This is a genomic window from Kitasatospora sp. NPDC048545 (assembly GCF_040651155.1).
Taxonomy (GTDB): domain Bacteria; phylum Actinomycetota; class Actinomycetes; order Streptomycetales; family Streptomycetaceae; genus Kitasatospora.
In genome coordinates this window covers 35,331-48,381 of record NZ_JBEZIQ010000032.1, presented here as the reverse complement: position 1 = coordinate 48,381, position 13,051 = coordinate 35,331, and the positions used below count along the sequence as shown (strand labels likewise).

Here is a 13,051-nt window from a genome sequence, read left to right as displayed (position 1 = left end):
TTGGGCCAACGCCGAAGCAGACCCTATCGCTCCGTCTGGTCGCCAGCCTGGTCGTTCGTGGTGGCAGGTGGGGAGCCGGGCCGACTGTGCCCGTCCGTGTGGTCGGTGAGTTGGCCGGAGTTGATCTCCACCGTGGCGTCGAGACCGTCGAGGTCGACGATGTATGTGGTGGGGGGCACCTCGATCTGCCAGGTCTCGCGGTCCAGCCTCCAGGCGGGGCGCAGGACGAAGCCGGCGCAGCCCTCGTACCGGCCGGCCGTGACGCGGATGCGTTGGTGCTCGATAAAACCGCCCTCCAGGACGGTGTGGACGGCGGCGGCGGCACGAGGAACGCATGCCCTGATGATCGTGTTGGGTCGGCCGCCGCGGCTGCCCTGTATGTCGGGTCGGGAATCGGGCCTGTGATCGGGGCCGTCGTGTGGTCCGGCTGCGAGCGGGTCCTGCGGGTGGCTGGTGTTCCGTGTGCGGTTCAGCCGTTCCCACCGCCGGGCGATGGGGTCGGCTTTCCTCTGGTCGGGTGACCTGAAGCTGAGCCGTGGGATCACGTCGTGGCCGCTGTCCTGGAGCGTTTGCTCCACGAGGTCGATGACGTGCTGGTCGTCCTGGAGGTGGAACAGCACGGTCCACCACGACACATCATCAACTGGCTGTCGTTCGCGCAGGTGGAGGGCATAGAGGATCATGGTGATGACGTCCCGGACAGCGGCAGAGTCCGCAGCATCATCCGATCTCTCGTAATGAGGGGCGGCGAGGGTAGCGGCCCGGCGAACAGCCTCGCGCCACTGCAACATCCTCTGACGCGCGGCCCACGGGTCAAGGGACGCGGCCGGCGGGTTGGGCTGCACGGCGGTGGTGATGGCGCCCAGGGTGGCCCAGTCACAGACCGGGTTCGCCATGAGGTCAGCCAACCGGTACACCTCCGGCCCGCCGGCCGGGCTCAGCTCCAGTCGGTCCTGGAGATCGTCGAACTCCCGGTTGGTCAACGCCACCCGGACGACACTGCGGCGGGCCGAGGTGAGCTGGCTGTCGTTGCGGAACGCGCTCCCGCGTAGGCGATCGGAGTCGAGGAACAGGTTGAGCCCTTCCACGAGGAGCGACCAGGCGCGGTCGGTGTTGCCTCCGCCGGCGCGCACGTTGTTGGTGACGGTGGGAAGGCGCAGGAACTCGCGCGTTTTCCCTCGTGCGGCGGCGGGACTGGGTAGGAGGACGACCTCGGTGTCCGTCCACGGCTCCCGCGGGTGGTAGACGACCACGCTCAGCAGGCCCGGGTGCGCGAGCACGGTCTCCTCGCTGCGAGACCCGTCCCGCTGGCGGAGGCGGGCGCGCAGGATCCACCAGGAGATCGGCTCCCCTGCGTCCTCCTCGCGGCAGACCCACTCCACCCGGGCCTCCTCCAGCACCGTGCGGGTCGTCAGCTGCTCCTCGTACCAGCCGATAAACGCAGCAGAGCGGGCGACGAGCAGCGGCACCTGCCGATTGCCGCCGGTCCGTCGGTGTCCTCGGTCGATCCGGTTCAGCGCGGCTTCGACCGCCTTGGCGATCGTGGGCGCGACGGCTACGCGGTGGGTTCCGGCCCAGGAAGGCGCGCCTTCGGGGGCCGGGGCGTGCCCGGGCGCGGCGACGAGGGTCAGGCGCGCAGCGTGGTGGAGGGCGTCGGCCGGCTGGCCGAGCGTGAGCCGAGGCGGGGAGGAATGGTCGATGGGTGCGAGGGCGATGATCTCGTCGGCCCAGGCGGCGGCTTCATCGACCCACTGCTGTTCCTTGGGGTTCGGCGCCTGGCCGTTGCGCGGCTGGGACAGGAGGACGAGCATCCGTCCGTAGCCCTGCCACTGCCGGAGGTGCTCCACGGCGTTGTCGTGCCAGTCCGGCGACGGGCCGGCAGCGGCCAGCAGCACCGAGGCGGCCCACTCGGTGGGGAGCGGCTCGCCCGCGTGGACGACGACGAACCGGTGGTCCCACTCGGGCAGCCTGTCAAGGTTGCCGGGGGCGATGTCGGCACTCTCGTGGCGATCGTCGAAGTCGATCCGGTAGACGGCGGGTGTGTCGGTGCAGGTGCGCTGCTCGTCGTCGGTGCCCCAGGCGACTGCGCGGAGGCGGCCAGTTCGTCCGGCGTGGATGCCGCCAGTGACCTTGACGTGAGCCCGCAGGCTCAACGCTCCGCTGGCCGGCAGGAGAAGCTGGTCAACTTGTGTGGTCAGCTCGCGTACCGCGTGCTCGAAGACGGTCATCCCGCTTGAGTGGTACCGGCCGTACGCGGCGTCGGTGATCATGTCGGACGGCAGGGTGTCCTCCAGCGGCACGCCGTGCTGGGCGTTCAGCGCGTGCCAGAGCCTCCAGATTGTCCCTTCTACGGGTGGCGGGCCGGTGAATGGGCCGTAGTCCTGTCCGTGTTCGGCCAGCCGCGCCTGGGTCAGGTCGGCCATGCCCTTCTCGACCGGCCTGACCCAGTCCTCCTCGCGTGCCGGGCCGGGCAGCAGGTCGCACAGCTCTCGGTGCAGGCGCTGCGGATTGGCCAGGCGGTAGCGCACGGACTGGAGCGGGACTTGGTCCGCTTCCCAGTCGTCCTGAGCCGTGATCAGGTAGTAGATCAGGGCGAGGACGTCTCGAACGCTGTGATCAAACCGCTGGAACTCGCGGGCTCTGGCCCGGGCATCGTCCCACCGCCGCCCGCTATCGCTGACCATACGCCGATCCTAGGCTGTGGGCCGCCCAGGACTGACCGAACACCTCATGCAGCCCGGGGCGGCTGCGGTAGGTCGTGCTGCCGGCGTCAGTAATCGACGTCGCCTGTGGCGCCCGCGGTCAGTACGACGTGGACGCTGCCGAGCGCCCCTTGGGCGTCCTCCAGCACGGGCGGCATGCCGGACCACGTCTTCCCGGGCTCCAGGTCGTCCACGGTTAGAAGGGTGGCCGGCCGCAGTGCGGCGGTGCAGTCCGACAGGAACTGCCCGAGACGGCCGCGGGTCGTCCTGCCGTGCTCCTCCAGCGCCTGGAGGTTTTCATGAACCCACTTGAGGTGGTCCTCGTCGGTCCGCTTCTGCTCCGTCAGGGCCTCAAGCGCCTCGGGGCTCCAGTACGTCCGGCAGCCGGCCTGCGTGAGCAGGTCGGAGGCCACGGAGCACTCGCGGTCGCTGAACTGCCACTCCCGACGGTTGAGGGCGCGAGAGGCGTCGGCGACGAGCGGGTGGACGGCCTGCTGGAGCGGTGTGGGTGGCGTGGCGTCGTGGTCGGTCCGCATCCGCCACAGCGGCATACCGGGACCGGGATTCGATGTGAGGGCGAGGCGCACGAGCTTGTGCAGAAGGTCCTCGGGTGAGAGGGCGGGCAGCCGGGGCGTCCAGGAGTGCCCGCACACGCAGGTCAGCCGGGCAGGGCCGCCCCAGACCCCGGAGACGGTCAGGCCGCGGTCCGCCATACACAGCGGGCAGCACACGTCCAGCTCGGGCGTCCCGTCCGACAGCGGAGGGGTGCCGAGCCAGAACACCCCGCCGAACCGGTTGCCGTAGTCCGCGCGATGGTGGCAGATCTCCAACGTCAGGTTGCCGACCCCGTCGTGGCCGATGTGGCTCGTGGTGAAACTCCAGGTCACGCCGTCCTACCTTAGGCTCGATCGGATAAGGCCACCATGTTTCGGGGCTGTCCGCCGTGGCGCGAGGATAGCTGACGGCGAATCGGAGGTTGGGTCACGGTACGTTGCCGGTGCCCCGCGCAGCACACGGGGCACCGGAGACGTTCACGTTGCGTTGGCGAGCGGCAGTTCGGCCACCGGCTCCCACGACAGCTCCCACGCCGTCTCCCCGTTGGGCCGGGGGCGCCGCTGGAACTGCACGTCGAGCAGCTGCACTCCGGTGACACGGACAGGGGCGTGGCTGGGCGAGATCCGCCGCAGCGCGGTGTGCAACTCGTCCGAGGACGCCGTGGCCCAGGCGTAGCCAAGCGAGATGTGCGGCCGACCACCGTCGTGAAGCAGCGCGCCCGGCCCGCGGACCTCACGGATGGCCGCGCGGACGCGCTCTCGCAGGTCGACCAGCCCGTCGTCCGGCGACAGGTCCAGGAATGCGCCGGCGCGGTTGGCCACCGGGGAGCCGGCCGTGATCTCCAACGGGCTGGCGGTATCGAGGTGCTTGCGCAGGGCGCGGAGAAGAACGTCGCGTTCCTCGGCCGTGATCTTGTCCGCGGTGGTGTCGGCCACCATCTCCAGCGTGCAGTGCAGCGTGCCGTCGCCGATCGGAGTGATCGGGAAGGGCAGCATCGCCTTGTGGCACTCGCCGACCAGCCGCGCCAACGGGAGGTCGACCCGCAGGTCCGGGACCGCGTACACGTGCAGAACGCGGGCGCCGTCAGGCCATGGCGAGCCCTGGAACTGGGGAACGAACTTCTCCACGATCACTTCTCCGTCGTGTAGGTGTCGGCGCCGTGCGGTGTGGCCGGCTGCGGCTGGCGGGACTGGCCGAGGTGCAGCTGGTGGACGCGCTCGAACGTGTAGGTGTTTCGGTCGGGGACCTGGCGCTCCCAAGCCAGCCACACACTGGAGATGGTGGCGCTGGTGCGGATGCCCGGCCGGATTCGGCGGCCAAGGTCGGAAGCGAGTCGGTCGGATCGGGCGGCCAGTTGCGGGGTGTCGGTGTCCTGCACGCCGTAGCCGCAGGACATGTGGCACCAGAACAATTCCTCCGCAGGAGGGAGGCCGAGGCCGGCCGTGGTCAGCCCGGCGCGTACGCGCTGGTAGAGCTCCGCCGGTCCCTGCTCCGGCCAGATCTCGACGATCCCGGCGGAGCCCGACGCCCGCGCCGGACCGATCTCGACGGTGAACGGTTCCAGAGCCTCCAGTTCACGCTGGACCGCGACTGCCGCAGCCTTGAGCATCGCGTCGTCGACGCGCGAGCCGGCGGCGACCTGCGGGTTGATCTTCTGGATGGTCATGTGGAGGTCTTCCTCGGCGATCGAGGAGATCACGTCCGCGTACTGGCAGGTAATCTCCCGCAACTTGGCGAAGTAGGCGCAGACCTGCGGCTGGTCCTGCGGCAGCCACAGGACATGTGGTCGGATCCAGTCCTCGTCCGGCCCGTCCGGGCGACCCCACTGCCTGCCGGGTGTCATGAACTTGCGCACGGTTAAGCCCCCTTGGCCTCGTAGCGAATCCTGGACGGGTCTATGTCGACCACGACCAGCAGGTGATCGGAGGCCGCCTCGGCGGCCGGGCTCCGATGGGTGCGGTAGCCGACCAGCGCCGGAGCCACGGGGCGGGTCGCCAGGGCGAGATCGATCCGGCGCCGCCCCCACGGATCCGGGTCGCCCTGGCCGTCTGCCCAGTGACCCACCGTCGGCTGCCACGGCGCGCCGACGTGCGCCGCAGCGTCGACCATGAAGCCCCGGCGCAGCAGCATCGCGGTAGCCCGGCGGTCGGCGAGGTTGGTGTCGCCGATCGTCTCGGGGACACACTGGTACTCGAGGTCGTCGTGGTCCTGGTCGCGGTAGGGCTCTTCGTCGTAGAGCCGTTCCACGCCGTCGACGGTGACGGTGGCGGCGGAGATCGAGTTGAAGTCGCCGAGAACGATGCCGGGCTTGGCGCCGCCGGTACGGCGGAAGGCGCCCTTGAGTCGCCGCGCCTCGTTGGCCCGGAAGTCGGGCCGGAATGGGTCGCCGTGGTAGCTGACGACGAGCAGTGGGCTCTGTGCGCCGATGTCGAGCTGGATCGTGGTGCAGCCGTGCCAGTAGTCGGGCGACCCGTACGGTCGGAATCCGCCGGGCACCGGGGTGACCGTAGTGGGGTTCCACAGGACGGCCGTGTACCAGGGGCGGTGGGCGTTTCGGGCCATCGCGACCGGGCCGGCGCTGCCGCCCGGTCGGATCGTAGTGGCGGTGAGGCCGCAGTCCTTGGCCAGGCGTGCGATGACGGCAGCGGCTTGGGCGTCCCAGCGGCGAAGCCTCTTCGCTTCGTCGACGATGCCGTCCTCGCTGGCGTCCTCGGGTGCGTCCTCGTCGACGAGGACTTCCTGCAGACACAGGACGTCCGGGCCGACTTCGCGGATCGCGGTGACCCGGGCCTCCCACCCCTGGGTGGCGACGTCGCGGGGGTGCAGTTTGTAGGCGTTGAGGTTCGCAACGCGGATCACGGAAGAGCCTCCTTGAGGATGGAAGACGGGCAGCAGCGCCGGCGACGGCACGGGGCCGGGGCGCGGCCAGTCCGCCGGGGTAGAGGGTGAGCGGTGGTGGCCAGGGGAAAGTCGCCCTGGTTGGCGGGTGGTTGGCGGGCTACGCGGCTCAGGCGGTGCGCGGCTGTGGGTTTTGCTCTTTGTCGAGGAGGCGGGCGGTGTGTAGGAGGGCGGCGACGCTGCCGGCTTCGCGGATCACGCCGTGCTCGACCATGGCGAGCGCTTGCTCCAGGGGCGCCCAGTGGGCGGTCATCCCGGCCTCGGTCGGATCGCGGCGCAATTCGCCGGGTTCGAGGCCGGTGGCGAGGACGAGGTGGGTGCGGGCGCGGGTGGAGCTGGGCAGCGGGTGGATCTGGGCGATCACCCGACACGCGGTGGCGCGCCAGCCGGTTTCCTCCTCCAGCTCGCGCCCGGCGGCGGCTTCGACAACCTCCCCGCGCTCGATGCCGCCGCCGGGCAGGTGGACGAGGCGGCCGTGGAGATAGAAGGCGTCCTCGACGAGCGCGACCTCGCTGCGGTCGTTGAGCGCGACGACGCGCACGCCGTCGCGCACGTCGATGTGCTCGTAGATGTCGTGTTGGCCGTCCGGGCGCAGGATCTGGTCGCGGTGCAGCGTCAGGCGCGGCCCGTGGTGGAGGGCCTGGGTGCTGAGGGTGGTCCACCCGGTCTCGGGTGCGGTGCGGGCCGCCGCGTCCAGCGCCTGGTAGGCCGCGAGCAGGGCGGGCGTGCAGGCATGGAAGGCGGCGGCGAGTTCGGCGTTTGCGGGCCACTGGTCGGCGATCCGGCCGACTGCGTGCGTGGTGGGCAGCTGCTGGCGCCATTGCTCGAACTGCTCGGCCAGGGCGCGCACCGGGGCGAGCTGTTCTAGCGCCTGCGTCACCGTGCGGGCGAGCAGGGGCGTGGGGCCGGCGACGAGCACGGCGTCCAGGCGCTCGGCGAGCGCCGCTGCGTCGCGGCCGATCTGGTCGGCGCCGCCGGCGCGGGTGGTGGTGATCGGCGGGCGGTCTCGCATCTCCGTACAGGCAGCCCAGGCCGCCTCACGTACCGGGTCGGTAGTCCAACTCATGCTTGTTCTCCGGGGGTTGGCTGCTGGCAGTCGGACGCTACTGGTCGCCGCCGGTGGGGCGGTGCAGCGGCCACCAGACGAGCGCCTTGTCGTCGCCGGTCTTGTAGCGGGGCCAGAGCTGCCCGGCGGGGTCCTGGCGCTCGGCGAGGTCGATGGCGTCGGCGACCGCGTGCGGCCCGTCCTCCCGGCACGCGCGGGCGAGTTCCTGCCACGAGTACAGCTCGTACTCCTCGACGCCAGCGGAGATGCCGTCGGTGGCGATCACGATCTCGGCCAGGTCGGCGGCCGGCCACGACGCGGTGATCGCGTTGAGGCCCGCCTCGGGCACGGCCTCGGCGATCCAGTACCCGCCGGGGCGGTTGACCACGCCGCCTTGGAAGCCGCGCAGCTCCTGAAGGATGTGGCGGTGGCGCTCGCCGAAGCCGTGGCCGGCGCGCAGAAGCTCACGGTACTCGCGGGCCTGCGGTTGGGCGTCCACGAGTGCGGCGAGCCGGTCGTCGCGGAGCGGGTGCACCGAGCCGTCGCGGGCGAGGGCGATGACGGGGCTGTCGCCGAGGACCGCCGCCTCGATCCGCTCCGCCCGCCGTCGCACGATCGCCACGGTGGAGGCCGGGGCCGAGCCGGGGACGAGCGCGTGGTGGTCGGCCATGGTGCTGATCGCGGTGGCGAGTACCTGGCGCAGGTCCATGTCGGGTTCTCGGGTAAGGAGTTGGGCGATGGACGTGCCCAGGGTGTCGGCGTACCAGCTACCGCGGGGATGGTCGTCGGTGACGGTGGAGACGCCGTCCAGGACGATCACGGCACGGTCGGTGGTGACCACCCTGTCCTCGCTGGGGCGACCGGGCCCGGCGAGTTCGCCGATACGGACAGTGGAGCCGCCCACCATGGCCGTACGAGAAGCGGCACCGGGATTGGTCTGCATAAAGAACTCCGCTCTGATCTGGACAGGTTCGGGCGAATGCCAGTGCTGCGGCACGGTTAGGCCTGCGGGCCGGCAGGCCGAGGCCCTCAACGGCCAAGCCAAGTGGCGATCACCAGCCGCGCATAGCCTCGGTGATCAGGGCGCGGGCGTCCTGCCCGTAGACGGCGGACTCCTGAAGCAGCCTGAACGCCCGGTGGAAGAGGCCGACGCGCTTCGGATCGGTGATGGTCTCGCAGCCGCGGTAGCCCTCCACCTCCACCCGGGTGCCGTCGTGGATGCCGAAGCCGTCCCCGGGGTAGACGTGCAGGCGGGCTCGTGCCGGGATGATCCCGAGGCGCAGGCCCGGCGTGTCGAGGGCGGCCAGCAGGTGCTCCAGCTGGGCGCGCATCACCGCGGGGCCGCCGATGCCGGTCATCAGAGCCTGCTCCCCGAGCAGCACGTGGTAGGTCCGGCCGTCCTGCCCGAGGTAGCGGGCGCGGGCGGTGCGTTCGGCTGCGCCGGCCTTGGAGTCGTCGGGGAGCTGGTGCAGGTTCGCGACCATGCGCAGGACCTCTTGTGCGTACTCGGGAGTCTGCAGGTTGCCCCAGATCAGGTCGGGGCTGTGCCCGGCGTAGTCGCTGGTGGCGGCGGTGAGTTCGTGGAAGGCGCGCTGGATGTGCTCGGTGCCGCGGGCGAGCAGGTCGTCCCACGAGGTGGCGGTGGACGGCTGTGGCGTCTCGGACGGGTCCGGTGCGCTCACTGGCTTCTCCCTGCTGATCGGATGTGCTCGGATCGGGGACTACCGAGCGAACGGGTCAGGCGCTGGCAGTGGTCTGGTGGGGCAGGCGGTCGCCGAGGTCGTACTGGGCGGCCTGGAGGAGGTAGGACTCGCGGTAGCGCGTGGCCGGTTCCTGGGCCATCAGCTCGGAGTGACTCCCCTGTTCGATGAGGCGGCCGTGGTCGAGGACGAAGATGCGGTCGGCCTTGGCGGTAGCGCCGAGACGGTGGGTGATGAGGACGACGGTGACGCCGAGGGCGGTGAGCTGGCGGATCTGCTCGAACGCCTCGACCTCGGTCTCCGGGTCCATCGCGGACGTCGGCTCGTCGACCACCACCAGAGCGGGAAGCCGGCCGTGGGCGTCGGGCGTGGTCAAACGCAGGTGAGTGCGGGCGAGGGCGACCTTCTGCCACTGACCACCAGAGAGGCCGACGCCGCCTTCGAAGCCCTTGGCGATGAGGGTGTCCCAGCTGCGGGGCAGCTCTTCGATCACCGGGTGGAGGTCGGCGTAGTCGGCAGCGGTCTCCAGCTGCCGCTGGTCGCAGACGACTTCGGGGCGGCCGAGGAGCAGGTTCGCGCGCAGGGTGAAGGACCAGCGCTGGAAGTTCTGCGCGAGCAGGGCGACGCTGCTGAAGAGCTGGTCGCGGTCGGCAGTGGCGGTGTCGATGCCGTCCCACCGGACCCGCCCCTGGTGCGGCTGGTAGACCCCGCACAGGATGTTGGCCAGCGTGGACTTGCCCGAACCGTTGGCACCCACCAGGGCGACGACCTTGCCCCGGGGGATCGTGAGGCTGACCTTGTCCAGCGCGGGAGTGTCGCGGCCGTCGTAGGTGAAGGAGACATCCTCCACGGTGATCGCTTCGGGGCGCTCGGGCAGCGGCGTGCCGCCGGTGGGGATCGCCCGGCGGTGGCCCTCGCGGCGCAGCTGGTCGAGGTCGCGGACGAACAGCGACTCCTCGTAGAGCCGGTTGATCTGGGAGACGAGGCCGCCGATGCTCGCCGAGCCGGTGCGGATGGCCACCACGGCCGTGCCGGCGGCGGCGAGCGGGATCGCACCGCTCATGACGAGCGAGCCCAGGAGGAGGAAGGCACCGACAGTGGCGGCGCCGGCCAGCGTCGCGGAGAGCAGGTCGGTACGCGCCCTCGCCCCGGCGAGGCGGGCCTGCTCCTGCTCGGCTGCACGGGCCATCTGCTCGTAGTGATGGAGGATGAACGGCCCGCAGGCGTGCACCCGCAGCTCGGCCGCGGAGTACGGGCGGATCAGCATGTCTGCCAGCGCCGTGCTGGCCCGGGAGTGCTGGAGCCACGCCCGCGTGGAGGCGTAGTGGCGCCGCGCGGTGCGGACGGCGCCCCAGCCACGCGGGGCAGTGATCAGCAGCAGCATCGGCAGCAGGGCGGGGTGGAGGACGGACAGGACGCCGGCGGCGGAGACGAGGCCGAACGTGGCGGTGAGGACGGAGGTGGCCTGGCCGATGATGTTCTGCAGCGACATCGCGCCCCAGCGGGCGCTGTCCACCTCGGCGAGGAACTCGGGGTCCTCGATCGCCTCCAGCTCGGAGCGGCCGACGATGCCCAGGAACTCGATCGTGGCCCGGCGGAAGACCGCCGGTTCCAGCCGCCCGCCAGCCCAGCCCGAGGCTGCGGACAGCACCGAGGACAGGCCCGCGATCACCGCGACCGCCACGACCGCCGGCACAGCGGCCCGCAGCACGTCGGCCACCTGGCCGGGGGCGAGCAGCGCGGCCAGCGCGTGGTTGGTCGCGATCAGCGCGAAGGCCGCGGCCAGGCCGCGCAGCACCTCGGCGCCGACCAGGGTCACCAGCGCCGCCCGGTCGGCCTGCCACGCCATCCGTCTGGCCAGGCGCAGGAAGTGCGGCATCTGCCGCGCCACTGCCCAGAACGTCACCTTGCCACTGGCCATCTCGTGCTTGGCCCAGCCGTAGTCATAGCGCATCGGCCCGCCGAACAGCAGCTGCTCGCTGTCCGGCACCGGATCCGTCGAGGTCTCGAGTTCGCTGGTCACATACTCCCTTTCGCAGAGGGGGGAACGCGGTGGTCGGGCGCCAGTGCCTCAGAGTTCGGCGTAGCCGTGGGGCGACCGGTGCGGACCGGGCAGGGACGAGCCGGCCGGCACCGTGCCGGGCGCACTCGCCCGGTACGGTGCTGGCCGGTGCCGGTCACGTCTCGACGAGCTGCCGCCCGCCGGAGGCGGGGTCGAATCCGTGGGTGGAGAACGCGGGCCTGCCGGCCAGGTACGCCTCCACCGCGGCCTTGGAGGTCGGGAACATCGGGCTGGGCAGGACGTCGGCGGCGGGGTGCCAGCGCACCTCCAGGTGTTTGTCCGGCTCGACGTTGACCAGCTCGCCCGCGAAGTCGCTGGTGGCGAAGACGAACAGGACGAACCCGCCGCGCCCGTCCCAGCCCTCCTTGGCCTGGATGGTGTGCACCAGGCGCAGGTCGCACGGCCGGGCGATGAGCCCGGCTTCCTCGCGCAGCTCCCGGGCGGCAGCGACGGAGATCTCCTCCCCGGGGTCGACCTTCCCGCCGGGAATCGTCCACGCGGGGCCCGGGGTCCAACTGCGCTGGGCGTAGTGGACGGTGGCGATCCGGTCGGTCGTCAGGTCGTGGGCGATGACGCAGACCGACAGCCTGCTTGTCTCGTGCATCAGGGGTGCTCCTGGTTGAAGTGGGAGGGGTCAATGGCGCGGACGCGACGGTCGTCGGGCGACTGCTTCTAGGTGTCGCGCGGGTGCAACTCCGAGAGCGCGGTCTCGCGCATGATGCGGTCGACCGTGTCGTGGAGGGTGCTGTCGCTGCCGATGACGGTCTCGATGCCGCCGGGAAGAACGTCGTGCGCGCGGTACCAGTCGCGCAGTTCCCGCTCGGTGACGGCAGCCAGGTACTCGCGATCGGCCTTCGCGGCGTGGCGGACCAGCGTCTCGGCGATCGGGATGTCGAGGTAGTAGCAGCGGGTGACGCCGCGGTGGTCGCCCACCAGGCGCCTGAGCATCTCGCCGTAGTGATCGGCGTACAGGATGCCTTCGATTACGACGTGGTAGCCGGCGCCCAGCGCGTACCGTGCCACGGTGTCGATCAGGCCGATGTTCGCGCCGCCGGGCCGGTCCCGCTCGCGCAGCACGATCCGGCGGAGGTTGTCCTGCGCGACCACGGCCAAGCCCCGCCCGAACCGGTCCCGGATGCCCGCCGCCACCGACGACTTGCCCGACGCCGAGTTGCCCCGAACGACCACGAGGCGGGTCTCCGCGCTTCCCACGGGCGTCCCGGCCGCCGCCGGGAGCGCCGGGGGGCTCGCGGTGCTCACGCCGGCCATCCGACGACGGACAGCGGGCGGCCGGCGGCGATCTGCGTGAGCGCGTCGGCGGTGTAGCCGACGATCGGATCCGGAAGCCTGTCCAGCGGCCAGAAGCGGAGGGCGGCGCACTTGTCCGGCTCGCGGTTGGTGATCGTGCCGGTGTACGCGCGCGGGGCGAAGAACAGCTGGAGGCGTCCGGCACCGTCGTCGGCGTCAAGGTGGTGGAGGGTGTGCACCAGGTCGAGGTCCTCCTCCCGGATGGTGATGCCGAGTTCCTCGTCGGCCTCGCGGGCCATACCGGCCAGGACGGACTCCTCCGCTTCGAGGTGGCCGGCTGGAGCGTGCCAGTGCTGATCGGCGAACGTGGTGTTGGTTCGCTGTCCGAGCAGCACCCGGCCGTTCTCGATCAGGACCAGGTGGACTCCCACAACCAGCGTGTGCGGCACGGGGCGTCTCCTTCCAGGGGCGGGAGGGAACCGGCGCGGGGAGCGCGGCCGGTTGAGGGCATGGCGATGCTGCGATCAAACTGATGATCGTTCGTCGTACGTGAGTGCGTGGGCAGGTGTCCCACCGTAGGCGGCCCGGCGGGGCCGCGTCGGCGTGTCGCGGCAGATGCCACACGATCCGGTGAACAGCCCCAACTCGTCATACCAGTCCGGCCGTTGTGGTTCGAACAGGGCAGTGTGCCACGGGGTACTGACAGTCGCGCCATGCTCGTCGGGAGGCGGGCGTTCACGCTTCCCAGGGCGGTGATCCGCTTCTGGAGGCGCTCGGTGTCGCGGGTGCCCCCGAGGTTCCCGTACTGCTGGCGGCCTGGACGGCGATTCGCACCTTCGAC

12 protein-coding genes are annotated in these 13,051 nt (G+C 71.1%); all 12 read right to left on the bottom strand.

The window, feature by feature from the left end:
- Window positions 1-23: 23 nt before the first annotated feature.
- The 12 genes from AB0D10_RS27490 to AB0D10_RS27435 all read right to left on the bottom strand — a co-directional run bounded on the left by AB0D10_RS27490 (window position 24) and on the right by AB0D10_RS27435 (window position 12,659).
- A complete protein-coding gene (locus AB0D10_RS27490; protein WP_360261360.1) occupies window positions 24-2,684 on the bottom strand; it encodes a hypothetical protein in 2,661 nt (886 codons plus the stop codon).
- A gap of 86 nt (window positions 2,685-2,770) precedes the next feature.
- Entirely contained in the window at window positions 2,771-3,589 is an 819-nt protein-coding gene (locus tag AB0D10_RS27485; protein WP_360261357.1) for a hypothetical protein, read from the bottom strand.
- Window positions 3,590-3,733: 144 nt separating this feature from the next.
- Complete coding sequence (locus tag AB0D10_RS27480; protein ID WP_360261355.1) at window positions 3,734-4,384, bottom strand: 2'-5' RNA ligase family protein; 651 nt, start codon at window positions 4,382-4,384, stop codon at window positions 3,734-3,736.
- Window positions 4,385-4,386: 2 nt separating this feature from the next.
- Window positions 4,387-5,112: a hypothetical protein gene (locus AB0D10_RS27475; RefSeq protein ID WP_360261353.1), complete on the bottom strand. Its 726-nt coding sequence runs from the start codon at window positions 5,110-5,112 to the stop codon at window positions 4,387-4,389.
- 2 nt (window positions 5,113-5,114) lie between these two features.
- A complete protein-coding gene (locus tag AB0D10_RS27470) occupies window positions 5,115-6,116 on the bottom strand; it encodes an endonuclease/exonuclease/phosphatase family protein (RefSeq protein WP_360261350.1) in 1,002 nt (333 codons plus the stop codon).
- 148 nt (window positions 6,117-6,264) lie between these two features.
- Window positions 6,265-7,221 carry an NUDIX hydrolase gene (locus tag AB0D10_RS27465; protein WP_360261347.1) on the bottom strand — a complete coding sequence of 319 codons (957 nt, stop codon included), beginning with the start codon at window positions 7,219-7,221 and terminating at the stop codon, window positions 6,265-6,267.
- A gap of 37 nt (window positions 7,222-7,258) precedes the next feature.
- The gene (locus tag AB0D10_RS27460) at window positions 7,259-8,143 is read right to left on the bottom strand and encodes a protein phosphatase 2C domain-containing protein (protein WP_360261345.1); all 885 of its coding nucleotides are present in this window, start codon (window positions 8,141-8,143) and stop codon (window positions 7,259-7,261) included.
- 109 nt (window positions 8,144-8,252) lie between these two features.
- Window positions 8,253-8,882: a DUF5753 domain-containing protein gene (locus AB0D10_RS27455; protein ID WP_360261343.1), complete on the bottom strand. Its 630-nt coding sequence runs from the start codon at window positions 8,880-8,882 to the stop codon at window positions 8,253-8,255.
- A gap of 55 nt (window positions 8,883-8,937) precedes the next feature.
- Window positions 8,938-10,923 (bottom strand): ABC transporter ATP-binding protein, encoded by a 1,986-nt coding sequence (locus AB0D10_RS27450; protein ID WP_360261341.1) that lies wholly within the window; start codon window positions 10,921-10,923, stop codon window positions 8,938-8,940.
- 154 nt (window positions 10,924-11,077) lie between these two features.
- Window positions 11,078-11,566, bottom strand: coding sequence for an NUDIX domain-containing protein (locus AB0D10_RS27445; RefSeq protein ID WP_360261339.1), 489 nt, complete (start codon window positions 11,564-11,566; stop codon window positions 11,078-11,080).
- Between the two features lie 68 nt (window positions 11,567-11,634).
- Window positions 11,635-12,222 (bottom strand): AAA family ATPase, encoded by a 588-nt coding sequence (locus AB0D10_RS27440; protein WP_360261337.1) that lies wholly within the window; start codon window positions 12,220-12,222, stop codon window positions 11,635-11,637.
- Window positions 12,219-12,659, bottom strand: a complete 441-nt coding sequence (locus AB0D10_RS27435; protein WP_360261335.1) for an NUDIX domain-containing protein — start codon at window positions 12,657-12,659, stop codon at window positions 12,219-12,221. Before AB0D10_RS27435 ends, AB0D10_RS27440 begins: the two co-directional genes overlap by 4 nt.
- Window positions 12,660-13,051 lie beyond the last annotated feature (392 nt).